Genomic DNA, 24,160 nt, shown 5'->3' with positions numbered 1-24,160 from the left:
CGGCAGCGGCGGAGCCGCGAGCTGCGGGGGCTCGGGCGGCGGCGGTGCCGGCGGCGGAGGTTCAGGCGGCGGTGCTTCGGGCGGCGGTGCTTCCGGCGGCGGTGCGTCGGGTGGCGGTGCTTCGTGCGGCGGTGCTTCGGGCGGCGGTGCTTCGGGCGGCGGTGCTTCGGGTGGCGGTGCTTCGGGTGGCGGTGCTTCGGGCGGCGGTGCTTCGGGTGGCGGTGCTTTGGGCGGCGGCACTTCGGGCGGCGGCACGTCCGGCGGCGGAACTTCCGGTGGCGGAACTTCCGGCGGCGGAACTTCCGGTGGCGGAACTTCCGGTGGCGGAGGCCATGGTGGACACAGCGGCGGCAACGGCAGTGGTCAAGGTAACGGCAGTGGTCAAGGTAACGGCGGTGGCGCTTGTGGGGGCGGCGGCGGCGGGAACACGCCGGCGATGACAGCGGCGGCAATGGCGGAGGTCACGGCAACGGCGATGGCAATGGCAATGGCAATGGCGGTGGTCACGGTAGCGGCAACGGCGGCCATGGCAACGGCAACGGCAACGGCAACGGCGGCCATGGTAACGGCAGCGGCAATGGCGGCAACGGCGGCCATGGCAACGGCGGCAGCAACGGCAATGGCAACGGCAGTGGCGGCGCCGGCAACGGTGGTGCTAACGGCGTTGGCAATGGCAACGGCAATGGCGGCAGCAACGGCGGCCATGGTAATGGCGGTGGTAATGGCGGTGGCAATGGCGGCAGCAACGGCAGTGGCGGCACCGGCAACGGTGGTGCCAACGGTGTTGGCAATGGCAACGGTGGCAGCAACGGCGGCCACGGCAACGGCAACGGCAACGGCGATGGCAATGGCAATGGCAATGGCAATGGCAATGGCGGTGGTCACGGTAGCGGCAACGGCGGCCATGGCAACGGCAACGGCAGCGGCAACGGTGGTGCCAACGGCGGTCACGGCAACGGCGGCAGCAACGGCAACGGCAATGGCAGCGGCGGCGCCGGCAACGGTGGTGCCAACGGTGTTGGCAATGGCAACGGCAATGGCGGCAGCAACGGCGGCCATGGCAACGGCGGCCACGGGAACGGCCACTGATCCGCGGCGTCGCTCAGGTCAAAGCAATGGGAGCGAGCGTTTGCTGCGCGGCGGATCGAAGTGCGCGTCGAGCTGCGCGCGCTCGTCATCGCTCGACACGAGATCGAGCGCGGCGCGGTTGTCGCGCACGTGCTCGATCCGCGCCGCCTTCGCGGCCGCGAACACGCCAGGCTGAATGAGCACCCAAGCGAGCGCGCCGCGCAACCGTGCGATCTCGTCCAGGGCGAACGCTTCGGCAGGCACGCGCGATCGACCAGGCTATAGGGCATCGCCGGCATTCGACGCTCTGCGAGCCGCGGCAGCAGGTCGAATTCCGGTCCGCGTCCCGCGCGATGTTGTAGGGAATCTGGTTGGTCACGCATGTCGTGCCGCCTGCGTCGTCGACGCGCTCCTCCATGCCGGCCGTGTCGAAATTGCTCACGTCCCAGTGGCGGACATGGCGCTGCACGGCCCATGAAACGAAAGCCCGTCCGGCAACGGACGGGCTTTTTGTTGCCTGCCTGCGTACGATTCGATCGGGCGGGCGCGACGCGCTGCCCGCGCATTGCGCGAACCGCCGCCCGCTCGCATCGATCGCGTCGCCGCGGCGCGCGCCGCTACAGCATTTCGAGCGGCCGCTTGCCGCGCGGCGGTTTGAAGTGCGCGTCGAGCCGCGCGAGCTCGCCGTCGTCGAGCACGAGATCGAGCGCCGCGCGATTGTCGCGCACGTGCTCGACGCTGGCCGTCTTCGGAATCGCCAGAACGTTCGGTTGCCTAAGCACCCACGCGAGCGCAACGCGCATCGGCGACACGCCGCGCTCGCGCGCGATGTCGTCGAGCGCCGTGCGCTTCGGCAGCCGCATGTGATCGATCGGGCTGTACGCCATCGCCGGCATCTCGCGGCGCGCGAGCCATGGCAAGAGATCGAACTCGGGGCCGCGGCGCGCGAGGTTGTAGAGAATCTGATTCGTCGCGCAGGCGACGCCGCCCGCGACGGCTGCGAGTTCCTCCATGTCGTCGACGTCGAAATTGCTGACGCCCCAGTAGCGGATCTTGCCCGCGTCGCGCAGCGTCTCGAAGCCGGCAATCGTCTCAGCGAGCGGAATCGAACCGCGCCAGTGCAGCAAATAGAGATCGATGCGGTCGGTGCGCAGGCGCTTCAGGCTCGCCTCGCACGCGGCGACGACGCCCGCGCGGCTCGCACGATGCGGCAAGACCTTACCGACGACGAAGAGGTCGTCGCGCACGCCGGCGAGCGCTTCGCCGACGAGCGTCTCGGTCGCGCCGTCGCCGTACATCTCCGCGGTATCGATGAGCGTCATTCCGAGGTCGACGCCCTCGCGCAGCGCGGCGATCTCGGCCGCGCGCTTCGCGTGCCGCTCGCCCATTTCCCAGGTGCCCTGCCCGAGCTTCGGTATGCGTTCGCCGCCGGGCAGCGCGATGGTTTCGAGCATGCTGGTCATATCGCTCCTCGTCACGTGTTCGAGCGCGGAACGCGTCGCATGCGGCCCGCGCGTGATTCGTCAGTGTAGCGATTCGCGCGGCTTCGGGCGGCATTCAGCGCAAAACCCGGCTATAAGCGCGGCACGCGATGTCTTAGAATGGCCGCACCGTTTTCTATCTCCACTCCATGAAGCCATCGACGGAAGACCGCTGGTCCGACCTGCGCCCCGACCCCGACAACGACACGCCGCTCTATCTGCAACTCGCCCGCAAGCTGGGCGACGCGATCCACGACAACCGCTGGACCGCGGGCGAAGCGCTACCGTCGGAGCGGTTGCTCGCGGAATCGCTCGGCGTGTCGCGGATCACCGCGCGCAAGGCGATCGCGCTCCTCGTCGAACAAGGGCTCATCCGGCGCACGCAAGGCGCGGGCAACTTCATCCAGCCGCGCTATGAAGATCCGCTGTCGCGGCTGTCGAGCTTCAGCGAGATGCTGAAGCGCCGCGGCTTCACGCCGAGCTCGACGTGGCTCGCGCGCGAGATCCAGCCCGCGAACCGCGACGAGGTGATCCAGCTCGGGCTGTCGCCCGCCGCGTCGGTCACGCGCCTGAAGCGCCTGCGGCTCGCGGACGGCATCGTGATGGCGGTCGAGAACTCGACGTTTCCCGCCACGATCGTTCCCGATCCGCAGGCGATCGGCGATTCGCTGTACAGCTATCTCGAGCAGCGCGGCACGCCGATCGTGCGCGCGCTGCAGCACTTCCGCGCGGTCAACGCGACTGACGAAATTGCCCGGCAGATGGGCATCGCGCCGCACGACGCGCTCCTGCTCATCACGCGAATCGGCTTCACGCACGATCAGCGTGCGATCGAACTCACCGACACTTACTGTCGAAACGATTATTACGATTTCGTCGTCGAGCTGCGCAAGTAGGCCGCCGGCGGCAAGCACGCGTCACGGCAGCCAGCGCGGCGCATCGCTGCCGAGCGGCACGGGTCCGCGCGCGAAGCGCGGCGGCGTCGCCGACAGCCTCTCCGCCGGCCGCACTCCGCGCACCGCGCCGAACGGCGATGCGAGCGCGTCGTCGAGACAATCCTGCACATCGTCGAGCGTCGTGTCGGGCACGCGCTCGCCGCCTTCGACGAGACCGAACGACTGCAGCCACCGCCCCGTCTGCGCGAGCGACACGCGCACATGCCAGCTGCCGCCTTCCCGCGCGCGCCGCACGAGCGCCGTCATCGCGCCGAACGCGGCGAGATAGCCGGTCGCATGATCGAGCGCCTGACACGGCAGATGCCTGGGCACGCGCCCGCCCGCCGCCTGCCGTTCGACCCACGCGATGCCGCTCGCCGACTGCACGAGACTGTCGAAGCCGCGCCGCGACGCCCACGGCCCGTCGCCGCCGTATGCGCACACCGATACGCAGACCATGCCCGGATGACGCCGCGCGAGATCGTGCGCGCCGAAGCCGCACGCATCGAGCGCACCCGGCCGATACGACTGCACGAACACGTCCGCTTGCGACGCGAGCGCATCGAGCGCCGCCCGGCCCGCCGCGTCGCGCAGATCGACGAACGCCGAACGCTTGCCTCGGCCGTTATCGATCACGAAAGCGGGAATGTTCGGCAGATGCGGGCCGGTGACGAGCAGCGTCTGCGCGCCGTGCGCGGCGAGCGTGCGTCCCGCGACGGGCCCCGCGATGATCCGCGTCAGATCGAGCACGCGCGCGCCGGACAGCGGCTGCGCGGCCGCCCCCGAGCCGATCGGCCGAGGCGGCGCATCGCCGATCCGCTCGATCTCGAAGAGCGGCCGCCGCGCGAGCGCGCGCGCCTGCTCGTGCGTCTGCCATTCGCCGGGAGACCGTATCAGTGCCGCGCACAAGCCCGCATCGGCGAGCGCGGCGTCGAGCGCCTCGCCGTCCCGGCTGCGAATCGCCGCCGCGACCCGTTCGCGCTCGCCGCCGCAGCCGAGCACGTCGAGCACGCCTTGCAAGTGATGCGGGAAATTCGCGTGCACTTGAATCCAGCGCGCGTCGCGCGTCTCGTAGAAGCCGGTGACGGGATGCCGCGGCTCGGGCGGCGCGCGTCCGTCAACGCGCAGATACCGTTCGCCGCGAAACGCCGCGAGCGCGTGCCGCACCGATACGCGGACACGCTGCGCGCGCCCTGTTCGCACGCGATCGCATTCGGCGGCGGCGAGGCCCGCCGCCGCGATCGAGGCCGCCGCGAGCGTGCCGACCCGATGGACCGACGGCAGGCATGGATCGTCGCCGTCTAGATCGACGCGTTCGAGCGCGGCCGGATCGCCGCCCGCGAGTTGCCACAGATGCGTCAATGCGTGCCGGGGGTTCATCGCGTCGGCCTCGTCGTGGTGAACATGCAAACGAGTCTAGAATTGCGCGCAGACGCATTCAATCCCGATTGCAAGAATCCATGCTCGACGAACGGCCGCGACGTAAACGCCCGCGCGCGCCGCATCCGGTCGTCCGGTCTTCGACACGAGGAACCGTCGCCATGTCCCGCTTGAGCGCGAACGAGGCCGCGCAACTGCTCGGCGTCAGCGTGCCGACTCTCTACGCGTATGTGAGCCGCGGTTTGCTGCAGTCGCGCGCCGACGGCACGAGCAAGCGCCGCTATTACGACGCTGACGAGGTCCGCCTGCTCGCGCGGCGCGGCGCGGACGCGAAGCGCGCGGGCAACGTCGCCGAACGCACGCTCGATTGGGGCGTGCCCGTCCTCGAATCGCGGATCACGCAGATCGCGGACGGCAAGCTCAGCTATCGCGGCCGCGATGCGATCGCGCTCGCGACGACCGCGACGCTCGAAGAAGCCGCACAAGCCGCGCTCGGCGAGAAGCCGACGATCGATTTCGCGCTCGCCGCGCTCGAACGCATGCTCGCGCTGCCGGCGGGCGCGGCATTCACGCTGTTCGCCGCGGGGCGCGTCGCGGGCTGGATCGCCCATGCGCTCGAGCAGCGCGCGGACGGCAAGCTGATTCGGCCGCGCGCGCGTTACGTCGGCGTCGACCCCGCGGCGTGACCGCGGCGCCGGCGCGCCGACCACCACGCGCCGACGTGCATCGCGATCGCGCGAAAGCACGGTTGCACGCCGACGACGGCAGCCCGCGCCACTTCGATCCGCGCGCCGCCGCGTCCCGCGCCGATCCACACGCGCCATCCGCGCGGCAGCGCGAACGATTGGCCGGCCGCGAGCCGATAGTCGTCGCGGCGGCCATCGACGGTGAGCCAGGCTTCGCCCGCTGTCACGCGCAGCGTCGCGTGCGGCGCGCCAGGCGGCGGCCGGCTCGCGACAGTCGAGAACGCGGGGGCGGATTTCGCGCATCGCCCGCTTCGGTAGCGAAGATCGTTTGATATCCCGATTATCGCGACGCACGCGCGTCGCATCCCATGCACACTTGCGTGCGTATCGTCCCGCGCTGTACCGGCGCGCGCTCAGGCACGGCCGGTCAGGCACGGCCGGTCAGGCGTAGCCGGTCAGGCACGGCGGCCGCACAGCCGCGCTGCACGCATCGCCGGCTTTCCCTACAATGTCGGCTGCCTGCTCCGAACGCGCTCGCCGCGCCTCGCCTTCATGCTCCAAGCCCCGCCCGCCGTCTCCCCCAGCGAGAAATCGCTGACCGTGATGCTGTGGCTCGTCGCCACCGGCTTCTTCATGCAGACCCTCGATGCGACGATCGTCAACACGGCGCTGCCGTCGATGGCGGCAAGCCTCGGCGAATCGCCGCTCAGGATGCAGTCGGTCGTGATCGCGTACTCGCTGACGATGGCCGTGATGATCCCCGTGTCCGGCTGGCTGGCCGATACGTTCGGCACGCGGCGCGTGTTCTTCAGCGCAATCCTGATCTTCACGCTCGGCTCGCTGCTGTGCGCGAACGCGCATACGCTGTCGCTCCTCGTCGCGTTCCGCGTGATCCAGGGCATCGGCGGCGCGATGCTGCTGCCCGTCGGGCGCCTCGCCGTGCTGCGCACGTTCCCCGCCGAGCGCTATCTGCCCGCACTGTCGTTCGTCGCGATTCCGGGCCTGATCGGCCCGCTGATCGGCCCGACGCTCGGCGGCTGGCTCGTGAAGATCGCGTCCTGGCACTGGATCTTCCTCATCAACGTGCCGGTCGGCATCGCGGGATGCATCGCGACGTTCTACTCGATGACCGACGCGCGCAATCCGGCCGTGGGCCGCTTCGACCTGAAGGGCTATCTGCTGCTGACGATCGGGATGATCGCGATCTCGCTGTCGCTCGACGGCCTCGCCGACCTCGGGATGCAGCACGCGATGGTGCTCGTGCTGCTGATCCTGAGCCTCGCGTGCTTCGTCGCGTACGGCCTCTACGCGGTGCGCGCGCCGCAGCCGATCTTCTCGCTCGAGCTCTTCAAGATCCACACGTTCAGCGTCGGCCTGCTCGGCAACCTGTTCGCGCGGATCGGCAGCGGCGCGATGCCGTACCTGATTCCGCTGCTGCTGCAGGTGAGCCTCGGCTACAGCGCGTTCGAGGCGGGCCTGATGATGCTGCCTGTCGCGGCCGCGGGAATGTTCTCGAAACGGATCATCACGGTGCTCATCACGCGCCACGGCTATCGCAAGGTGCTGCTCGCGAACACGATCATGGTCGGGCTGATGATGGCGAGCTTCGCGCTGATCGGCGACACGATGCCGACGTGGCTCAAGATCGCGCAGCTCGCGCTGTTCGGCGGCTTCAACTCGATGCAGTTCACCGCGATGAACACGCTGACGCTGAAGGATCTCGGCACGGGCGGTGCGAGCAGCGGCAACAGCCTGTTCTCGCTCGTGCAGATGCTGTCGATGAGCCTCGGCGTGACGGTTGCAGGCGCACTCCTCGCGACCTTCACCGGGATGATGCCGAGCGTCACGCCGACCCACTCGCTGCCCGCGTTTCATGCGACGTTTGTTTGCGTCGGCATCATCACCGCCGCGTCCGCATGGATCTTCGCGCAGTTGTCGCCCGACATCCGCGGCGCCGCGCGGCGCAAGACCGATCCGTCCGAGCGCGCGTGACGCGGATGTGACCGGCGCGTGACTGACGGACATGCGGCTCGCGCCGCGGCGGCGGCGTGCTCGCGGCGGCCGCCCGGTGCGCGGGTGTTCGGCGCAGATCGGGCCGGACCGACGCACGGCTACGCTGGCGTCGCGGTGCCGGCGTAAAGCGCGCTCGCGCGAGAGGCGCTCGCATCAAAGGCGCTCGCTTCCGAATCCGAATCCGAATCCGAATCCAAGTCCGAGTCCGAGTCCGAGTCCGAGTCCGATTGTCGCAGCGCGGCCGGCTCCGCCGCCGCCCGGCGTCCGTTCGCGGGCGCCCCGGAGAATCGGCCCGACGTCCGCGCACCCTGCTCCCGCGCCACCGCGAAGCGCGGCGCACCACGCGGGTGCACGAACCCCGCGCCGCGCGCGATGCGGCGGCACGCCGGGGCGGCTTTTTGCGCACGGTTCTTGCTCGCCTATTCTGTAGGTAAACTGACGGTTCTCAAGCAGCCGACATCATGAGCATGATCGACATCGATCCCCCAAGCTTCCAGTCGCCGCGCCCGATCGCGGGTGACGACGGCAACCGGCGCACCGTGCTGTACGGCGACTACACCGTATTCAGCGTGTTCCAGCCGGTCTTCTCGGTGTCGCATCGCCGTGCGATCGGCTACCACGCGTCGCTGCGCGCGCACGATTCGCACGGCAACCAGGTGCCGTCGCACGAGGTGTTCACGCAGGCGGCGCGCCGCGGCGACCTGCTCGAGCTCGGCCGCCTCGCCGAATCGCTGCATCTCGGCAATTTCCATACGTTCGACAGCCACGACGAATGGCTCTTCCTGAGCCTGCATCCGGCCGCGCTGATGGACACCGTCTACGGCGACGCGCTCCTCGCGAACCTGAAGACGCTCGGGCTGCCGCCGCAGCGCGTCGTGCTCGAAGTGCCCGAGCAGGCGGGCGGCGAGACGCCGCGCTTCGCGGCGATCGTCGACGGGCTGCGCAAGGCGGGCTTCCTGATCGCGCTCGGCGGCTTCGGCGCGAAGCACTCGAACATCGATCGCGTCTGGCACCTGCATCCGGACATCGTCACGCTTGATCGCGGAATCCTCGCGCAGGCGAGCGAGCATTCGCATCTTGAGCGCGTGCTGCCAGGCCTCGTGTCGCTGCTGCACGAATCGGGGCAACTGGTGCTGATGGGCGGGATCACGACCGAGCGCGAGGCGCTCATCGCGCTCGAATGCAACGTCGATTTCGTGCAGGGGCAGTACTTCGCCGGACCGAGCGTCGAGCCGGTGCAGCCGCAGGTCGCGGCGGGAATCATGGATACGCTGTCTGCGGCGCTGCGGCTGCGCGTCGCCGAGCGCGCGCGCGCGCAGGACGCGCGCCTCGCGCCGTACGTCGCGGCACTGCTGCAGGCGGGCGCGCTCTTGCGCGGAGGCCGCAATCTGACCGATGCGTCGAAGGACCTGCTCGAGCTGCCGGAGGCGGCGCGCTGCTTCCTGCTCGACGCGTCGGGCCGACAGATCGGCGACAACGTGCTGCCGCGCGTCCACGCGTCGCAGCGCGCGAAGCGCTTCAGCCCGCTGCTGCATTCGGAAGGCGCGAGCTGGGAGCGCCGGCCGTACTTCATCGAGGCGATGCGGGTGCCGGGGCGCGTGCATTTCACGCCGCCCTATCTGTCGATCAACGAAGCGCACCTGTGCGTGACGGCGTCGATCGCGACGCCCGCCGCACAAGGCATGCAGGTGCTGTGCGTCGACATCAACTGGGAAGCGGCCGCGCACCGCGACTAGACGAGGCGCGCCTGCGCCGCCCCCGCTGCTCCGCCGATCGCGCGCGCAGCCGGCATCAGCCGGCCGCGCGCGCGTCCTTCCTGACGACGAGCCGGTGCACGCGTTTGCCGGACGACTCGCTCACCTGCTCGTGCTCGAACAGCACCTCGCATGCGTCGCCGAGCGCCGTGTGCACGCGCGGCGTGTCGACGACTTCGTAGAGACGGCCGCGGCCGTCGCGCTGCGCGTCGCCCGTGGTCACGCGCCAGCTCAGATACAGCGTGCCGCCCGGCGCGAGCAGCGCGACGAGCCGCGCGAGCGCCGCGTCGACGTCGCTGCTCGGCAGATGCATGATCACCGTCTCGCACAGCACGTTGCGGAACGCGCCGGACGGCACGCCCGCGAGTTCGGGCAGCAGCGCCTGCTCGAAGCGCAGCGCCGGATGGCTGCGCCGCGCTTCGGCGACGAGCGACGCGCTGCCGTCGTAGCCGCACGCATCGAAGCCGCGGCTCGCGAGCCACGCGACGTCGCGGCCCGCGCCGCAGCCGACGTCGACGGTCGGCCCGGGCTCGAAGTAGCGTTCGAGCAGCGCATACATGTCGTCGGGCGCGGGTTGTTCGTGCCATTCGCGCGCATAGTCGGCCGCGTGGCGGTCGTACACGTCGAGCGTCGTGCGGTCCATCGTCGTCTCCTCGGTTGACGGTTGCGCGCCGTGGTGCGCGGGGCGCGAACGCGCGCTGACGCCATGTTAATCGCGGCGGGCGATCCGCCCAGGCGAGCGCCGCGCGTCGACGACGGCGCAGCGACCTGCTCGAACGGCCCCGCCCGCTACGCCCGCCGCTCGGCGACCACCTTCCCCGCCCGCGCCGCCGCGCGCAAATCGGCGAACAGCGCGTCGCCGCCCCACGCCGGCCGCGCACCCGCACGCTCCGCGTCATGCACGAGCGCGCAGAGGCGCGCGTTGACGGGCGCCGCGCGCCCGAGCCGCTCGGCAAGATGCACGATCTCGCCGTTGATCCAGTCGACCTCGGTTATCCGCCCGGCAGCCAGATCGTCCGACATCGACGAGCGCGCAAGCGGATCGATTTCGAGCATCGTCCGGCCAAGCCGCGCGAACAGCGCGTCCGGCATGCTCAGGAATCGCGGCACCCACGCGGCGGGCAGCGGCGTGAGCCGAGCCGGACGCACGCCCGCATAGGCGAGCAGACGCAGCGCTTCCGTCTGCGCGAGCGCGAGACAACGCCGATAGCCGCGCGCCGAAAGCTCGTCCTTCAGCGGCCGGTTCGCCAGCGCGTTGATCGCGTTGTTGAGATTGAGCAGCAGCTTCGCCCATTGGACGGCGCACATGTCCGCGCGCTGAACGAGCGGCAGTCCCGCGCATTCGAATGCGTCCGTGAAACGCCGCAGCGCGGGCGCGGCCTCGACCTGCAGGTCGCCCGCCGAGCCTTGATGAAATCCGCCCGCGCCGCGCGCGATCACATTAAACGGCACCATTCCGGCGAGCACGGTCGCGCCCGGCAGCGCCGCGCGCAGCGCGTCGGCGTTGCGCATGCCGTTCTGGAAGCTGACGACGACCGCGTCGGGCCGCGCGACATGCGCAAGCGCGGCGGCGACGGCGGGCGTCGCGGCCGACTTCACAGTCACGAGCACGAGCTCGGCGGTAGCGGCCGCGACGTCGCTCGTCGAAAACGCGATCGCGGACGGCGGCACCCGCGCGTCGCGGCCGCGGTAATCGGACAGCGCAAGACCGTGCGCGCGCAGTTCGGCGCCGATCCGCTCGCGGCCGATCAGCGCGACGTCCGCGCCGCCCGCGAGCAGCCGGCCGCCGATGTAGCAGCCGACCGCGCCCGCGCCATAGATGCAGATCGTCGCCATCGACGCGGATCAGACGCGCGCATTGCGCGCGCCGACGCGCACCGGCCCGACGCGCCGCTCGACCTCGTCGCGCACTTCGCCGCGCAGCCCGGCAAAGAACGCGACTTCGGCGACGACGAACAGCGGCCCGACGATGAGCCCGACCAGATCGTCGACGAACGCGGGCTTGCGCCCCTCGAAGTAATGGCCGACGAACTGGATCACCCAGCCGACTAAAAAGAGCCCGAGCCCGGCGCCGAGCCACAGCGCGGTCGTCTGCGCGGCGAGCGCGCGGCCGGCCCAGAGGCTCAGCGCAAGCAGCACGGCCATCGCGACGCCGAAACGCAGATCGAGCCGCAGATAGAAGATCACCGCCGCGAGCGCGACGAGCGCCGCGGGCGTGAGCGCGAAAGCGCCCGAGACGCCGAACGCCGGCCGCGACAGCAGCACCGTCACCGCGACGACGATCATCGGAATGCCGACCAGATGCGTCGCGATGTTGCGCGCATCGCGGTGATAGGCCGCGTACTGCGCGAGTTGATCGACCAAGGTTTTCATCGTGTCTCCTCCTGATGCGAGTGCGCGCTATCATGCCCGTCACGCGACGATTTCTCTGTCAGCTACCCGACACCGCAACCGCCGATGCATCCGCTTTTCGAACCCTACCGATCCCAGCTCGATGCGCATCCGTGGTTCGGCGCGCTGCCCGCCGAGCTGCGCGATGCGCTCGTCGCGGCGGCGGCGCAGCGCCGGCTCGCGGCGGGCCAGATCCTGTTCCGCCGCGGCGACGCGCCATGCGGGCTCTACGCGGTGCTGAGCGGCGCGCTGTCGGTGGGCGCCGTCGACGCGAGCGGCAAGGAGGCGCTCCTCACGGTCGCCGAGCCGACGACGTGGTTCGGCGAAATCGCGCTCTTCGACGAGCTGCCGCGCACGCACGACGCGATCGCGCTCGAGGACGCGCTGCTGATACACGTCCCGCAAGCCGCACTGCAGCAATTGCTCGATGAAACGCCGCGCTACTGGCGACATTTTGCGCTCCTGATGGCGCAAAAGCTGCGGATGTCGTTCATGAACGTCGAGGCGCTGACCCTGATGCCCGCCGCGCAGCGGCTCGCGTCACGGCTTCTCATGATCGCGGACGGCTACGGCGGGATCAGCGCGCGGCATCGGCGGATCAAGCTGTCGCAGGAGCGGCTCGGCGCGATGCTGTCGCTGTCGCGGCAGACCGCGAACCAGTTGCTGAAGGATCTCGCGGCGCGCGGCGTCGTGAAGCTGCACGTCGGCGAAATCGAGATCGTCGATCTGGACGCGCTGCGGGCGGCGAGCGGCGCGGCGGATCGTGCGGCGGATCGTGCGGCGGATCGTGCGGCGGATCGTGCGGCGGATCGCGCGGACGGCGGCGCGCACGGTTCGAGCGATGCGCACGGCGTCGACGATGTCGCGCGTGGCGGCGGCCGAGGACAAGGCGATGCACGGGCTTCCGGCAATGTGGACGCCACTGGCGACGCAAGCGGCGCGGATACATCGCGCGCATCCCGCAGCCGTCCGTAGTCACGCAGGCGGCGACAGCCGCGCGAACGTGCGCCGTCGTCGATGCCCTTCTCCGCGCAATGCGCACGCTCGTTTGCGCGCACTGCGGCAAACCATGACGACTGCGATGCGGAACGTCGAAGCAGAGCGCGCAACACGCGTGCCGTTCGTTTCGTGCGTTCCGTGCGTTTCGTGCGTTTCGTGCGTTTCGTGCGTTTCGTGCGTTTCGTGCGTTTCGTGCGTTTCGTGCGTTTCGTGCGTTTCGTGCGCATCGATCGCTCGCTTTCGTCGAGCCGCCCGCGACAAGGGTATTCACGCCCGTCCCACGGCGCGCTCGCGTTTCGCACCGAACCATTCCCGCGCGTTCCGCCGACGCCCACGCGCGTCCGCTATCATCGCGCATCGTCCTCCGTCCGCACGCACGCGCGCAGCCGCCACCACATGCCCGAATCCCGCACCGCCCACGGCCGCGCCTGGCCGATCTTTCTCGTGTTCCTGCGACTCGGCCTCACGTCGTTCGGCGGCCCGATCGCACACCTCGGCTACTTCCGCGACGAATTCGTCGTCCGCCGGCGCTGGCTCAGCGAGCGCAGCTACGCCGATCTCGTCGGCCTCTGCCAATTCCTGCCCGGTCCAGCGAGCAGCCAGGTCGGCATCGCGATCGGCCTGTCGCGCGCGGGCTATGCGGGCGCGCTCGCCGCGTGGGCGGGCTTCACGCTGCCGTCTGCGCTCGCAATGATCCTGTTCGCGTACGGCGTTGCCGGCGCGGCCGGCCACACGCTCGCGCCGGGCGCGCTGCACGGACTGAAGATCGTGTCGGCGGCCGTCGTCGCGCAAGCCGTCTGGGGCATGGCCCGCAACCTGTGCCCCGACGCGCGGCGCGTGACGATCATGACCATCGCCGCGAGCATCGCGCTCGTCGCGCCGTCGACGTGGACGCAGCTCGCCATCATCGCGGGCGCGGGCTGCATCGGGCTCCTGCACGTCGATCCGGCGCGCGACGGCACGCACGACCCGCTGCCGATCTCCGTGGGCCGCCGCGCCGGCGCGGTCTTTCTGGTGCTGTTCGGCGCGCTGCTGATCGGTCTGCCGTTCGCCGCGCGCGCGTCGGGCAGCCATGCGCTCGCGATCGTCGATGCGTTCTATCGCGCAGGCGCGCTCGTGTTCGGCGGCGGGCACGTCGTGCTGCCGCTGCTGCAGGCGTCCGTCGTTGCGCCCGGCTGGGTCGGCGATCAGGCGTTTCTCGCGGGCTACGGCGCCGCACAGGCGGTGCCCGGGCCGCTCTTCACGTTCGCCGCGTTTCTCGGCGCATCGATGAAGGATGCGCCGTCGGGCTGGATCGGCGGCGCGCTCGCGCTCGTCGCGATCTTCGCGCCGTCGTTCCTGCTCGTGACGGGCGCGATCCCGTTCTGGGAGCGCTGGCGACAGAACGCGCGGATGCAGGCCGCGCTCGCGGGCGTCAATGCGGCCGTGGTCGGCTTGCTGCTCGCCGCGCTCTATCAGCCGGTATGGACGAGCGCGATCCGCGCGCCCGCCGATTTCGTGCTCGCGCTCGTCGGCTTCGTCTCACTGACGTTCTGGCGCGTGCCGCCGTGGATCGTGGTCGTCGTCGCGTGCATCGCGGGGTGGGTTGTCGTGACTGCGTGATCGGGCGTCACCGGCCGTCGGCCCATCGTGGCGACCGGATCGCCGCCGGCTATCGAACGCTCGACGATTACCGTCTCGCGGCAACGGCGGCACGCTCGGTTTCAACATCGAGCGCCCGCCCGACTGAGCAGCGGGCCGGACGAAATTTGAACATTGCACGCGACCCGCGTCCCGAATCGTCGGATACGTCGATGCTTGTCGCCACCACGCTCGCCGATTTCGAGCGAGGCGGCGCATCCGCCTCCGGCCGGCCCGAGTCGCCCCGAGTCGCCCCGAGTCGCCCCGAGTCGCCCCGAGTCGCCCCGAGTCGCCCCGAGTCGCCCCGAGTCGCCCCGAGTCGCCCCGAGTCGCCCCGAGTCGCCCCGAGTCGCCCCGAGTCGCCCGCGCAGCCGTCGCCGGCTGCGCGGGCGCGCCGGACGCCCCTCGCGGGCGCATCCGGCGGCGGCGGAGGCGGAATCCGGCCGGCGCTCGACGCTACCGGCCGGACTCACGTCCCGCTCAGGGGAACGCCTTCGTCCCGAGCAGCGCCGCGACCGCGAAACCGGAGACGTTCAACTCCTGGTCCGGCGAGCCGGGGTAATCGTGGATGCCGTACGTCTGCGGATCGAGCACGTTGTTCACGATCCACGGCAGCGTCGTCGACGGCGCCTGCATGCCCTGCGTCGGCGCCCCGAGCAGCAGGATCACGTTGGAGAGCGCGTAGGCGGGATCGGTCGACGGCGAGCGAATGCTGCCGTCGGCGGCCGTCTGATTGATCATCCACTGGATCGAACCCATGCTCTGCGAATTCGCGCCGAACACCCACGGCAGGTAGCCCTGCGGGAAGATCGTGTCGATGCCGAGATCCGAATCCAGCGGAGCGCCCGTGTCGCGTCCGACCGAGTAACGCTGCGCGTTCGCCATGTAGAACTGCGACGGCACGTTGCTCTTCAGGAAGGACGCCTTCGCCGCGTAGTTCGGATTGTCCGGGAACAGCAGCCCGCCCGCGTTCATGCCGAGATAGACGTCGCCCTGGTCCGCCGCGTACTCGTACGGCCAGAACTGCCACGTGGTGCTGCCGACGGGCAGTTGCCACGAGCTGCCCGAGTAGCCGCTCGGGTTGATGTTCTTCGCCAGGACGAAGTCGAGTGCCGCACGCGCGTTGGCGCCGTACTGGGTCACGAGCGCCGTGCTGCCGGTCAGCTGACGGTCGAGGTACAGCAGGTAGGCGAACAGCGCGGACGTCGCATCGACACCGCGCACGTCGGCAATGCCGGTGCCCGGCGACGTCGGGATCGGATTGTACGGCGGCGTCATCGAATACACGTAGCGCCAACTGCCTTTCCAGTTCGGATCGGTCATCTCCTCGCGGGCGGCCAGCCACGCGATGCCCTTTTCGAGGCCGGTCAGGTATTTGGCGTCGTGCGTGGCGCCGTAGGCAGCGGCGAGGCCGATCAACGCGTACTCCATGTCGGAGTCCGTGTTGGCGGTGCCGGAGTCGGCCTCGTCGGGAATCGCGCCGTTGATGTCCTGCTGCGCGAGGATGAAGTTCGCCATCTGCAGCGCCATCGTGCTCTGGGTGCTGGTGCTGCCGGTGCCGCTCGTATTGCCGGAACCACTCGATGTGCTCGAACCGTGCGGCGATTTAAGGATGCTGGCGCTCGTCGCGCCGCCCGAATCGTCCGAGCCGCCGCAAGCGGCGGTCATCAGGGTAACGGATGCGCAAAGCGCCGCACCGATCAAGGTCCGAGTGCCTCGTGAAAGTGCCATGGTGTCTATCTGCCTTTTCCAATAAGAAAGAAAAGTACCGCGCCCCCCCGGACGCAACGGCACGCTATGTGCCGGACGACGGTACGAACACCGCCGTCCGGCGAAATCGGGCACGGCGGGTATGCCGCCACGCCCTTAAAAAACGATGGAACCGCAATCGCTCACGCGAAGCGCACGGTGAACGGAGCATCGGTCGGCCGCTGCGATTCGACCCCTGGCGAGCGGGTGCGCGTTGCTCGTCGGCGAAAAAATGCACGACCACCGGCCAATCTGCTGATGGAACGACAACGTGACGCAAGTAGGGTGGGCCCCCGTCAACGGCGAAAAAAAAGCCCTCCGATGGAGGGTTTTTTCTTCGAGACCGATTCGAAATCCTGTCACTACGTATCGCTCGATTTTTTCCGAACTGAAATGGTCAGATGACGAAGGCCGCTTACGCGAAGTTCTTCGCCGCGAAGTCCCAGTTCACGATGTTCCAGAACGCTTCGACGAACTTCGGACGCGCGTTGCGGTAATCGATGTAGTAAGCGTGCTCCCACACGTCGATCGTGAGGAGCGGCTTGTCGGCCGTCGTGAGCGGCGTTGCGGCGTTGCTCGTCGACACGATGTCGAGCGAACCGTCCGCCTTCTTCACGAGCCACGCCCAGCCCGAGCCGAACGTGCCGACCGCGGCCTTCGTAAACGCTTCCTTGAACGCGTCGAACGAGCCCCACTTCGCGTTGATCGCGTCGCCGAGCGCGCCCGTCGGCGCGCCGCCGCCCTGCGGCGACAGGCTGTTCCAGAAGAACGTGTGATTCCAGATTTGCGCGGCGTTGTTGAAGATGCCGCCCGACGACTTCTTCACGATCTCTTCCAGCGGCAGGTTCTCGAACTCGGTGCCGGGGATCAGATTGTTCAGGTTCGTCACATAGGTCTGATGATGCTTGCCGTAGTGATACTGGATCGTCTCCTGCGAGATGTGCGGAGCGAGCGCGTCTTCAGCGTACGGCAACGGCGGGAGCGTATGAGCCATGATCGGTTCCTTCGAAGTGTATGTAGGGAGGGCAATATTGGATGCCGCGGAACGCCTGATTGTAGGCGACTCCGAATAACCCCGCAAACCCGCGGGCCTTTATCCGTCGTATCCGAAAAATCGACGTTGATGCGGCGTGCGCGGCCCGCCGATCGACGCCTGGAAAAGCGCGCGTCATCTGCGGGCCGCGCACGCGGCGCACAATCAGAATGTATCCGAAAGACGTGGTTGCACGTCGGCAAGCGACACGTCCGCCGAGCCTTCCGCGAGATGCACGGTCAGCCGGCGCTGCGGCTTGAGCGCCGCGGGCGCACGCACCGCGCGGCCCGTCTGCGCATCGATGAGCGCCGCGTAGCCGCGCTCGAGCGTACGTCGCGGGCTCAGCACCTCGAGCCGCGCCGCGCACGCGGCGACGCGTGCGGTGTCGCGCTCGTGGCGCCGCTGCAGCGCGGCGTCGAGTCTTTGCGCGAGCGTCGCGAGCACCTGGCGGGCTTGCGAGACGTCGGGCCGCGCGCGCTGCCAGCGCAGTTGCACGAGCGCGAAGCGCGCACGCGCGTCGCGCACGGGCCGCGCGCCCGCCGCCGCGAGCCGCGCCGCAAGCTGGCCCACGTGCATGGATTGACGCTGCAGCCGCTCGGCCGGACTGATCATTCGACGCGCGAGCCAGTCGAGCTGCTGCGCGCGCAGATCGAGGCCGCGTCTCAGGCCGCGCGCGAGCGCGTTCTGCCGGTCGTTCAGCTCGCGCAGCAACAGCGCGCGCTGCGGACTCACCAGCTCGGCCGCGCCGGTCGGCGTCGGCGCACGCACGTCGGCCGCGAAATCGGCGATCGTGAAATCGGTCTCGTGGCCGACGCCGCAAACGACGGGCACCTCGCTCGCCGCGATCGCGCGCGCGAGCCCCTCGTCGTTGAACGACCACAAGTCTTCGATCGAGCCGCCGCCGCGGCAGACGATCAGCACGTCGACCTCGCGCCGCGCGTTCGCGGTCTCGACCATCGCGGCGAGCTTCTCCGCCGCGCCCGCGCCCTGCACGGGCGCCGGGTAGACGATCACCGGCACGTGCGGCGCGCGACGCGACAGCGTCGTCAGCACGTCGCGCAGCGCGGCTGCCTGCAGCGACGTGACGATGCCGATCGAACGCGGATGCGTCGGCAGCGGCCGCTTGCGCTCGGGCGCGAAGAGCCCTTCGGCCTCGAGCTGCGCCTTCAGCCGCAGGAACGCTTCGTAGAACCGCCCCTGCCCGGTGCGCCGGACCGCCTCGACGTTCAGTTGCACTTCGCCGCGCGGCTCGTACATCGTGACGAGCGCGCGCACTTCGATCTTGTCGCCTTCGCGCGGCGTGAACTCCGCGTGCTGCGCGCGGCCGCGGAACATCACGCAGCGCATCTGCGCCTGCTGATCCTTGATCGAGAAGTACCAGTGGCCGCTCGCCGCGCGCGTGAAGTTCGACACTTCGCCCGCGACCCACAGCAGCGGGAAGGTGCGCTCGAGCATCGTGCCGATCGCGCGGTTGAGCGCGGACACGGGAATCACGCCATCGCCCGCGGGCGTGCCCCCGGGGCCGGCGAAGGTGGTTTCGGAATGCATGGACGCTCGGAAAATTTCAGGCGGCCCAACGATAGACCGCCTCGGCGCGCGCGGCAAGCTGCTCGTGCAAGGCCTCGCAAGTGTCCACACCACGCGGGAAACGGGGACGGGATTGTAACAATCTCCTCGAAACCCCAGATGATTTCGATCAACCCTTTGATTTCAATCATTTTTTTATAGAATTCGACGCGCATATCGCCGACCGGAAGCCCGCCGCACGGCCCTGCCGGACGCATCGGCGCGGAGTTTTTCACAGAGTTATCCACAGGTCGTTCAAATCCGCGACAACGCGGCGCGCGCCGCTCGCCGCATCCGTGCGACTTGCCGGCCGCGCGGCCGGCGCGCTAGAGTGCCGCCTTTCGAAGACCGCGCGGCCGCCGGCCGCCTTCCGGAGAAACGTGTTGACGAATCCGTCCTCAGCCGCGCTGCGCGGCGCCCCGCGCTTCGCGTCATGAACGCACAGCCGGGACTCCTCGCGCGCGCCGAAGCGCGCCTGACCCGCGAGTGGCAGCGCCGCGGCGCGCTCGCATGGGCGCTCACGCCATTCGCATGCGTGTTCGGCGCGATCGCCGCGCTGCGCCGCGCCGCCTATGCGCGCAGCTGGAAGGAGCGGATCGATTGCGGCGTACCCGTCGTCGTCGTCGGCAACGTGACGGTCGGCGGCACCGGTAAAACGCCGACCGTGATCGCGCTCGTCGACGCATTGCGCGCCGCGGGCTTCACGCCGGGCGTCGTGTCGCGCGGCTACGGCGCGAAGATCGTCGCGCCCACCGCGGTCACGCCCGCGTCGCCGCCGCAGCGGGCGGGCGACGAGCCGCTCCTGATCGCGCGCCGTACGCTCGCGCCCGTGTGGGTGTGCCCGGACCGCGTCGCGGCCGTGCGCGCGCTCACGGCCGCGCATCCGGGCGTCGACGTCGTCGTCAGCGACGACGGCCTGCAGCACTACCGGCTCGCACGCACGGCCGAGATCGTCGTGTTCGATCATCGCCTGGGCGGCAACGGCTTCCTGCTGCCCGCCGGGCCGTTGCGCGAGCCGCTTTCGCGCCGCCGCGACGCGACGCTCGTCAACGATCCGTACAGCCGCGCACTGCCGCCGTGGCCCGACACGTTCGCGCTCACGCTCGCGCCCGGCGACGCGTGGCACCTCGATCAGCCGTCGCGCCGCAAGCCGCTCGCGCAGTTCGCGGGCGAGCGCGTGCTCGCCGCGGCGGGCATCGGCGCGCCCGAGCGCTTCTTCGCGACGCTGCGCGCGGCAGGCGTCGCGCCCGCGACGCGCGCGCTGCCCGACCATTACGCGTTCGCCGACAACCCGTTCGTCGACGATCATTTCGATGCGATCCTGATCACCGAGAAGGATGCAGTAAAATTGGGGACTTCGTGGCGCGACGCTCGAATCTGGGTCGTCCCGGTCGAAGCCGCGCTCGACCCCCGCCTTATCGCTCTCGTTGTGGAGAAACTCCGTGGACGCACGCCTGCTTGAAATCCTTGTATGCCCCATTTGCAAGGGCCCGCTCCACTACGACCGCGGTGCGCAGGAGCTCGTCTGCAACGCGGACAAGCTCGCGTACCCGATCCGCGACGGCATCCCGGTGATGCTCGTCGACGAAGCGCGCCAGACGGTCGAAGGCACGCCGGTCGATCCGGCCGGCCCGGCCCAGGGCCGCTGACGAACGCGCCGCGCGCCGATCGTTTCGCATCGCGCGCGCCTTCGTCGTTCCGCCCGAGCGCCGGCGCCGAACCGCTGAGCGCTCGGCACAACGCCGCCGCCCGCCTCGCCAGGCGGGCGCATTTTCCGAACCCTATCCGCTTCGCGCACGTCCGATGACCTCCCCGCTCCCTTTCGTCGCCGTCGTTCCCGCCCGTCTCGCGTCGACCCGCCTGCCGAACAAGCCGCTCGCCGATCTCGGCGGCAAGCCGATGGTGGTGCGCGTCGCCGAACGCGCGCGCGAAGCGGGCGCGCAGCAGGTGCTCGTCGCGTCCGACGCGCAGAGCGTCCTCGACGCGGTGCGCGAACACGGCTTCGACGCGGTGCTGACGCGCGCCGACCACCCGTCCGGCACCGACCGTCTCGCGGAAGTCGCCGCGAAGCTCGGCTTTGGCGACGACACGATCGTCGTCAACGTGCAGGGCGACGAGCCGCTGATCGATCCGCAACTGGTCCGCGACGTAGCGTCGCACCTCGCCGCGCATCCGTCGTGCGCGATCGCGACGGCCGCGCACCCGCTGCACGACGCGCAGGACGTGTTCAACCCGAACTACGTGAAGGTCGTGCTCGACGCGAACGGCGTTGCGCTGTACTTCTCGCGCGCGCCGATTCCGTGGTCGCGCGACGCGTACCTGCCGCACTGGCCGAACGTCGCCGCGATGCCCGCGCCGACGTGCCCGGTCTATCGGCACATCGGCCTTTACGCGTATCGCGCGCGCTTCCTGCGCACGTATCCGACGCTCGCGCAAGCCCCGATCGAGGCGGCCGAGCAGCTCGAGCAACTGCGCGCGATGTGGCACGGCGAGCGCATTGCCGTGCTCATCACCGAGCACGCGCCCGAAGCCGGCATCGATACGCCGGCCGATCTCGAACGGGTGCAGGCCCTTTTTCGGTCTCGCGCCAAATAACCCATGGCATAATCAGGCGATTGTGCGAGCGATCCGCCCGCGCCGCTCACCGAGATTCGCTCCAAGCCCGCCGTCATTCGCCGGCCGCCGCGTGTTGCTTCCGACACGCCGCAGTCAGACCGGCCGACCCCGCTTGCGGCAGAACCGCCGAGCCGCGCAACCGATGCCATAGCGTCTCGCGCCAAAGCATTCACATACCGGAGATATCACCATGCGTTTGATCCTGTTGGGCGCGCCCGGCGCGGGAAAGGGCACCCAGGCAAACTTCATCAAGGAAAAGTTCGGCATCCCGCAAATTTCGACGGGCGACATGCTGCGCGCCGCCGTGAAGGCCGGCACGCCGCTCGGCGTCGAGGCGAAGACCTACATGGACGAAGGCAAGCTCGTGCCGGATTCGCTGATCATCGGCCTCGTCAAGGAGCGCCTGAAGGAAGCGGACTGCGCAAACGGCTATCTGTTCGACGGTTTCCCGCGCACGATCGCGCAGGCTGACGCGATGAAGGAAGCGGGCGTCGCGATCGACTACGTGCTCGAGATCGACGTGCCGTTCTCGGAGATCATCGAACGGATGAGCGGCCGCCGCACGCACCCGGCGTCGGGCCGCACGTACCACGTGAAGTTCAATCCGCCGAAGGTCGAAGGCCGGGACGACGTGACGGGCGAACCGCTGATCCAGCGCGACGACGACAAGGAAGAGACGGTGAAGAAGCGTCTCGAAGTGTACGAAGCGCAGACGAAGCCGCTCATCACGTACTACGGCGACTGGGCGCAACGCGGCGAGGAGAACGGCCTGAAGGCGCCCGCGTATCGGAAGATCTCCGGCCTCGGCGGCGTCGACGAAATCCGCGCGCGCGTGTTCGATGCGCTGAAGTAACCACGCCGGGACGAAGCGCGGCGCACGCCGCCCGTCCATGACGACAAGGAAACCGCCCTCCCCGGGCGGTTTTTTTTCGTCCGGTCGTTCGCTTCGCGCCGCGCTTGGGCGGCCGCTCGTACAATCGTCGCAAGGCGCGTGGCGCGTCACGACATTCGAACGACATTCATTCCAATCCAGGAGAAGGAGCAATCATGGAGATTCGCGACAACGTCTTTCTGATCACGGGCGGCGCATCGGGGCTCGGCGCGGGCACCGCGCGCCTCTTGACCGAAGCGGGCGGCAAGGTCGTGCTCGCCGACCTCAATCAGGACGCGGGCGAAGCGCTCGCGCGCGAGTTGGGCGGCGTGTTCGTCAAGTGCGATGTCGCGCGCGAGGACGACGCGCAGGCGGCCGTCGCGGCCGCGACGAAGCTCGGCACGCTGCGCGGGCTCGTCAACTGCGCCGGCATCGCGCCCGCGTCGAAGACGGTCGGCAAGGACGGCCCGCACCCGCTCGACCTGTTCGCGAAGACGATCACCGTGAACCTGATCGGCACGTTCAACATGATCCGCGTCGCCGCCGCCGCGATGGCCGCGAACGAGCCGACGCAAACGGGCGAGCGCGGCGTGATCGTCAGCACCGCGTCGGTCGCCGCGTTCGACGGCCAGATCGGCCAGGCCGCGTACGCGGCGTCGAAGGCGGGCGTCGCCGGCATGACGCTGCCGATTGCGCGCGACCTGTCGCGCAACGCGATCCGCGTGATGACGATCGCGCCCGGCCTCTTCGAAACGCCGATGCTGCTCGGGATGCCGAAGGAAGTGCAGGACGCGCTCGGCGCGATGGTGCCGTTCCCGCCGCGCCTCGGCAAGCCGGCCGAGTACGCGATGCTCGTCAAGCAGATCGTCGAGAACCCGATGCTCAACGGCGAAGTGATCCGCCTCGACGGCGCGATCCGGATGCAGCCGAAGTAAAAGCGGCCGCGTGCGAAAACGGCGCTGCGCGTGCACCGCCGCATCGCCCGCCGAACGAAGAAACGCCCGCGAGATGCATCGGCATTCGCGGGCGTCGTTACATCGTATGGTCAGAGCCGAGCGGACATTCGAAGCGCGTCGCGCCCGCTCGCTCGATCGATCGTCTGCGTTTGCGCACGGCGTCGAGCCCCCTGCCGCTGCCCGTCGATCAATCAATCGTCTTCGTCGCGCTGCATCCGCTGTCGCAATTCGCCGACCTGCGCCTCGACGATCGTCGCATCGGCCGCGTCGGGCCGCTCGCCGAGATACGTCTCCAGATCCTCGAGCGCGGGCCGCAGGTAATCGAGCCGCGCATACGCGAAGCCGCGGTCGCGCACTTCGTCGAGCTGTCCCGGCAGCAGGATCACGAGCCGCTCCTGCACGCCGAGCAGCCGCTGCCAGCGTTCCGTCTGCAGATAGACTGCCTTCAGATTGTTCAGCATCCGCGCGACGACCTCGCGATCGGTCGCCGGCTGCAGCAGCGCGCGCAGCACGCTCGTCGTGCCGCCGTCAGCGCGGGCGACGTACGGCTCGAGCATCTCGACGAGTTCCGACTCCGACAACGAGCGCCCTGTCGTCGGATCGAGGATCGCGTCGCCGTCGGGCAGCGCGATGCGCAGCAGGAAATGCCCGGGAAACGACACGCCGCGCGCCGGCACGCCGACCTGCTCGGCGAGCTCCAGATACAGCACCGCGAGCGAGATCGGAATCCCGCGGCGGCGCTTCAGCACCATGTTCAGATAGCTGTTGTCCGGATCGTAGTAGTCGTTGTGGTTGCACGCGAAGCCGAGTTCGCGGAAGAAGAAGTCGTTCAGCAGCGCGAGCTTGTCGCTCGCGCCGGCGCCGTGCGGCAGGCGCTTGACGAGCCGCGCCGCGAGCGCGTCGAGCTCGGCCAGCGCGCCTTGCAGGTCCACGTCGGGATAGGCGTCCTGCGCGAGCGACAGCGCCGCCTCGGTGAGCGGCAGACCATCGTCTTCGGCGACGAGCGAACTGAAATAGTCGAGAACGCGAGTCATGGAATCCG

The 24,160-nt window shown here is 69.5% G+C and carries 23 protein-coding genes and 2 pseudogenes; 14 read left to right on the top strand and 11 right to left on the bottom strand.

All coding sequences use genetic code 11. The features are described from left to right. Together WS62_RS38530 and WS62_RS38525 are read left to right on the top strand one after the other, a co-directional pair. Positions 1-440 (top strand): hypothetical protein (locus WS62_RS38530; RefSeq protein WP_231748440.1); only part of this gene is annotated, 440 nt, incomplete at its 5' end. Then, positions 403-1,089, top strand: a complete 687-nt coding sequence (locus WS62_RS38525; protein ID WP_156441175.1) for a hypothetical protein — start codon at positions 403-405, stop codon at positions 1,087-1,089. The genes WS62_RS38530 and WS62_RS38525, both read left to right, overlap by 38 nt. Before the next feature lie 18 nt (positions 1,090-1,107). Here the strand turns inward: WS62_RS38525 and WS62_RS28350 are convergent. Next, positions 1,108-1,525: pseudogene (locus tag WS62_RS28350) on the bottom strand (aldo/keto reductase); the annotation flags it as partial. A 160-nt stretch (positions 1,526-1,685) separates the two neighbouring features. After that, positions 1,686-2,531: an aldo/keto reductase gene (locus tag WS62_RS28345; RefSeq protein ID WP_066578024.1), complete on the bottom strand. Its 846-nt coding sequence runs from the start codon at positions 2,529-2,531 to the stop codon at positions 1,686-1,688. Positions 2,532-2,698: 167 nt separating this feature from the next. Between WS62_RS28345 and WS62_RS28340 the strand changes: the two genes are divergently transcribed. Then, positions 2,699-3,445 (top strand): GntR family transcriptional regulator, encoded by a 747-nt coding sequence (locus WS62_RS28340; RefSeq protein WP_066578021.1) that lies wholly within the window; start codon positions 2,699-2,701, stop codon positions 3,443-3,445. Positions 3,446-3,466: 21 nt separating this feature from the next. On the opposite strand, the gene WS62_RS28335 is transcribed toward WS62_RS28340, so the two are convergent. Then, complete coding sequence (locus tag WS62_RS28335) at positions 3,467-4,864, bottom strand: CoA transferase (protein WP_066578046.1); 1,398 nt, start codon at positions 4,862-4,864, stop codon at positions 3,467-3,469. 161 nt (positions 4,865-5,025) lie between these two features. On the opposite strand from WS62_RS28335, the gene WS62_RS28330 reads away from it, so the two are divergent. Further along, positions 5,026-5,550, top strand: coding sequence for a citrate/2-methylcitrate synthase (locus WS62_RS28330; protein ID WP_082721359.1), 525 nt, complete (start codon positions 5,026-5,028; stop codon positions 5,548-5,550). On the opposite strand, the gene WS62_RS28325 is transcribed toward WS62_RS28330, so the two are convergent. Continuing rightward, the gene (locus tag WS62_RS28325) at positions 5,523-5,777 is read right to left on the bottom strand and encodes a DUF2917 domain-containing protein (protein WP_231748439.1); all 255 of its coding nucleotides are present in this window, start codon (positions 5,775-5,777) and stop codon (positions 5,523-5,525) included. The genes WS62_RS28330 and WS62_RS28325 overlap by 28 nt on opposite strands. A gap of 325 nt (positions 5,778-6,102) precedes the next feature. On the opposite strand from WS62_RS28325, the gene mdtD reads away from it, so the two are divergent. Together mdtD and WS62_RS28310 are read left to right on the top strand one after the other, a co-directional pair. After that, positions 6,103-7,542, top strand: coding sequence for a multidrug transporter subunit MdtD (gene mdtD / locus WS62_RS28320; protein ID WP_066578018.1), 1,440 nt, complete (start codon positions 6,103-6,105; stop codon positions 7,540-7,542). 482 nt (positions 7,543-8,024) lie between these two features. Next, the gene (locus WS62_RS28310) at positions 8,025-9,299 is read left to right on the top strand and encodes an EAL domain-containing protein (RefSeq protein ID WP_066493647.1); all 1,275 of its coding nucleotides are present in this window, start codon (positions 8,025-8,027) and stop codon (positions 9,297-9,299) included. A gap of 55 nt (positions 9,300-9,354) precedes the next feature. On the opposite strand, the gene WS62_RS28305 is transcribed toward WS62_RS28310, so the two are convergent. The 3 genes from WS62_RS28305 to WS62_RS28295 form a co-directional block, all read right to left on the bottom strand. Next, complete coding sequence (locus tag WS62_RS28305; RefSeq protein ID WP_066578016.1) at positions 9,355-9,960, bottom strand: class I SAM-dependent methyltransferase; 606 nt, start codon at positions 9,958-9,960, stop codon at positions 9,355-9,357. Between the two features lie 146 nt (positions 9,961-10,106). Further along, positions 10,107-11,153: a 2-dehydropantoate 2-reductase gene (locus tag WS62_RS28300; RefSeq protein WP_066578008.1), complete on the bottom strand. Its 1,047-nt coding sequence runs from the start codon at positions 11,151-11,153 to the stop codon at positions 10,107-10,109. A 9-nt stretch (positions 11,154-11,162) separates the two neighbouring features. Next, positions 11,163-11,690 (bottom strand): Mpo1 family 2-hydroxy fatty acid dioxygenase, encoded by a 528-nt coding sequence (locus WS62_RS28295; RefSeq protein ID WP_066578006.1) that lies wholly within the window; start codon positions 11,688-11,690, stop codon positions 11,163-11,165. Between the two features lie 84 nt (positions 11,691-11,774). Here WS62_RS28295 and WS62_RS28290 point away from each other — a divergent pair. Then, positions 11,775-12,554: pseudogene (locus WS62_RS28290) on the top strand (Crp/Fnr family transcriptional regulator); the annotation flags it as partial. Between the two features lie 549 nt (positions 12,555-13,103). Further along, positions 13,104-14,309, top strand: coding sequence for a chromate efflux transporter (gene chrA, locus WS62_RS28285; RefSeq protein ID WP_066578038.1), 1,206 nt, complete (start codon positions 13,104-13,106; stop codon positions 14,307-14,309). Between the two features lie 498 nt (positions 14,310-14,807). Here the strand turns inward: chrA and WS62_RS28280 are convergent, their stop codons facing one another. Further along, complete coding sequence (locus WS62_RS28280; protein WP_231748438.1) at positions 14,808-15,845, bottom strand: hypothetical protein; 1,038 nt, start codon at positions 15,843-15,845, stop codon at positions 14,808-14,810. Here WS62_RS28280 and WS62_RS38520 point away from each other — a divergent pair. Next, entirely contained in the window at positions 15,832-16,083 is a 252-nt protein-coding gene (locus tag WS62_RS38520; RefSeq protein ID WP_231748437.1) for a hypothetical protein, read from the top strand. The two genes, WS62_RS28280 and WS62_RS38520, sit on opposite strands and share 14 nt — an antisense overlap. Positions 16,084-16,491: 408 nt before the next feature. Here the strand turns inward: WS62_RS38520 and sodB are convergent, their stop codons facing one another. Next, on the bottom strand, positions 16,492-17,070 hold the full coding sequence (sodB, locus tag WS62_RS28275; RefSeq protein WP_010102043.1) for a superoxide dismutase [Fe]: 579 nt from the start codon (positions 17,068-17,070) through the stop codon (positions 16,492-16,494). Positions 17,071-17,274: 204 nt separating this feature from the next. Continuing rightward, a complete protein-coding gene (xseA, locus tag WS62_RS28270; protein ID WP_066578001.1) occupies positions 17,275-18,657 on the bottom strand; it encodes an exodeoxyribonuclease VII large subunit in 1,383 nt (460 codons plus the stop codon). Positions 18,658-19,108: 451 nt separating this feature from the next. On the opposite strand from xseA, the gene lpxK reads away from it, so the two are divergent. The 5 genes from lpxK to WS62_RS28245 all read left to right on the top strand — a co-directional run bounded on the left by lpxK (position 19,109) and on the right by WS62_RS28245 (position 23,097). Next, positions 19,109-20,137, top strand: coding sequence for a tetraacyldisaccharide 4'-kinase (gene lpxK, locus WS62_RS28265; protein WP_066577998.1), 1,029 nt, complete (start codon positions 19,109-19,111; stop codon positions 20,135-20,137). After that, positions 20,118-20,324, top strand: a complete 207-nt coding sequence (locus WS62_RS28260) for a Trm112 family protein (protein ID WP_006024783.1) — start codon at positions 20,118-20,120, stop codon at positions 20,322-20,324. The genes lpxK and WS62_RS28260 overlap by 20 nt, the downstream gene beginning before the upstream one ends. Positions 20,325-20,478: 154 nt before the next feature. Beyond that, entirely contained in the window at positions 20,479-21,270 is a 792-nt protein-coding gene (gene kdsB / locus WS62_RS28255) for a 3-deoxy-manno-octulosonate cytidylyltransferase (RefSeq protein ID WP_066577996.1), read from the top strand. Positions 21,271-21,481: 211 nt separating this feature from the next. Further along, the gene (gene adk / locus WS62_RS28250; protein WP_066577994.1) at positions 21,482-22,144 is read left to right on the top strand and encodes an adenylate kinase; all 663 of its coding nucleotides are present in this window, start codon (positions 21,482-21,484) and stop codon (positions 22,142-22,144) included. Between the two features lie 194 nt (positions 22,145-22,338). After that, positions 22,339-23,097, top strand: coding sequence for a 3-hydroxyacyl-CoA dehydrogenase (locus WS62_RS28245; protein ID WP_066577992.1), 759 nt, complete (start codon positions 22,339-22,341; stop codon positions 23,095-23,097). 212 nt (positions 23,098-23,309) lie between these two features. Here the strand turns inward: WS62_RS28245 and WS62_RS28240 are convergent, their stop codons facing one another. Continuing rightward, a complete protein-coding gene (locus tag WS62_RS28240; protein WP_066493634.1) occupies positions 23,310-24,152 on the bottom strand; it encodes a SirB1 family protein in 843 nt (280 codons plus the stop codon). Between the last annotated feature and the right edge of the window lie 8 nt (positions 24,153-24,160).

The organism is Burkholderia sp. ABCPW 14 (assembly GCF_001523835.1).
Taxonomy (GTDB): domain Bacteria; phylum Pseudomonadota; class Gammaproteobacteria; order Burkholderiales; family Burkholderiaceae; genus Burkholderia; species Burkholderia mayonis.
Note: the sequence above shows the minus strand (reverse complement) of the source record. Positions and strands in the feature narration are given on the sequence as shown.

Coding starts and splice junctions, on each gene's coding strand:
- mdtD (WP_066578018.1), top strand. CDS start 6,103: ATGCTCCAAGCCCCGCCCGCCGTCTCCCCCAGCGAGAAATCGCTGACC.
- WS62_RS28240 (WP_066493634.1), bottom strand. CDS start 24,152: ATGACTCGCGTTCTCGACTATTTCAGTTCGCTCGTCGCCGAAGACGAT.
- lpxK (WP_066577998.1), top strand. CDS start 19,109: ATGAACGCACAGCCGGGACTCCTCGCGCGCGCCGAAGCGCGCCTGACC.
- WS62_RS28245 (WP_066577992.1), top strand. CDS start 22,339: ATGGAGATTCGCGACAACGTCTTTCTGATCACGGGCGGCGCATCGGGG.
- WS62_RS28310 (WP_066493647.1), top strand. CDS start 8,025: ATGAGCATGATCGACATCGATCCCCCAAGCTTCCAGTCGCCGCGCCCG.
- WS62_RS28345 (WP_066578024.1), bottom strand. CDS start 2,531: ATGACCAGCATGCTCGAAACCATCGCGCTGCCCGGCGGCGAACGCATA.
- chrA (WP_066578038.1), top strand. CDS start 13,104: ATGCCCGAATCCCGCACCGCCCACGGCCGCGCCTGGCCGATCTTTCTC.
- WS62_RS38520 (WP_231748437.1), top strand. CDS start 15,832: ATGAAGTTCGCCATCTGCAGCGCCATCGTGCTCTGGGTGCTGGTGCTG.
- WS62_RS28305 (WP_066578016.1), bottom strand. CDS start 9,960: ATGGACCGCACGACGCTCGACGTGTACGACCGCCACGCGGCCGACTAT.
- WS62_RS28340 (WP_066578021.1), top strand. CDS start 2,699: ATGAAGCCATCGACGGAAGACCGCTGGTCCGACCTGCGCCCCGACCCC.
- xseA (WP_066578001.1), bottom strand. CDS start 18,657: ATGCATTCCGAAACCACCTTCGCCGGCCCCGGGGGCACGCCCGCGGGC.
- WS62_RS28330 (WP_082721359.1), top strand. CDS start 5,026: ATGTCCCGCTTGAGCGCGAACGAGGCCGCGCAACTGCTCGGCGTCAGC.
- WS62_RS28300 (WP_066578008.1), bottom strand. CDS start 11,153: ATGGCGACGATCTGCATCTATGGCGCGGGCGCGGTCGGCTGCTACATC.
- WS62_RS28280 (WP_231748438.1), bottom strand. CDS start 15,845: ATGGCGAACTTCATCCTCGCGCAGCAGGACATCAACGGCGCGATTCCC.
- WS62_RS28295 (WP_066578006.1), bottom strand. CDS start 11,690: ATGAAAACCTTGGTCGATCAACTCGCGCAGTACGCGGCCTATCACCGC.
- kdsB (WP_066577996.1), top strand. CDS start 20,479: ATGACCTCCCCGCTCCCTTTCGTCGCCGTCGTTCCCGCCCGTCTCGCG.
- sodB (WP_010102043.1), bottom strand. CDS start 17,070: ATGGCTCATACGCTCCCGCCGTTGCCGTACGCTGAAGACGCGCTCGCT.
- WS62_RS28335 (WP_066578046.1), bottom strand. CDS start 4,864: ATGAACCCCCGGCACGCATTGACGCATCTGTGGCAACTCGCGGGCGGC.
- adk (WP_066577994.1), top strand. CDS start 21,482: ATGCGTTTGATCCTGTTGGGCGCGCCCGGCGCGGGAAAGGGCACCCAG.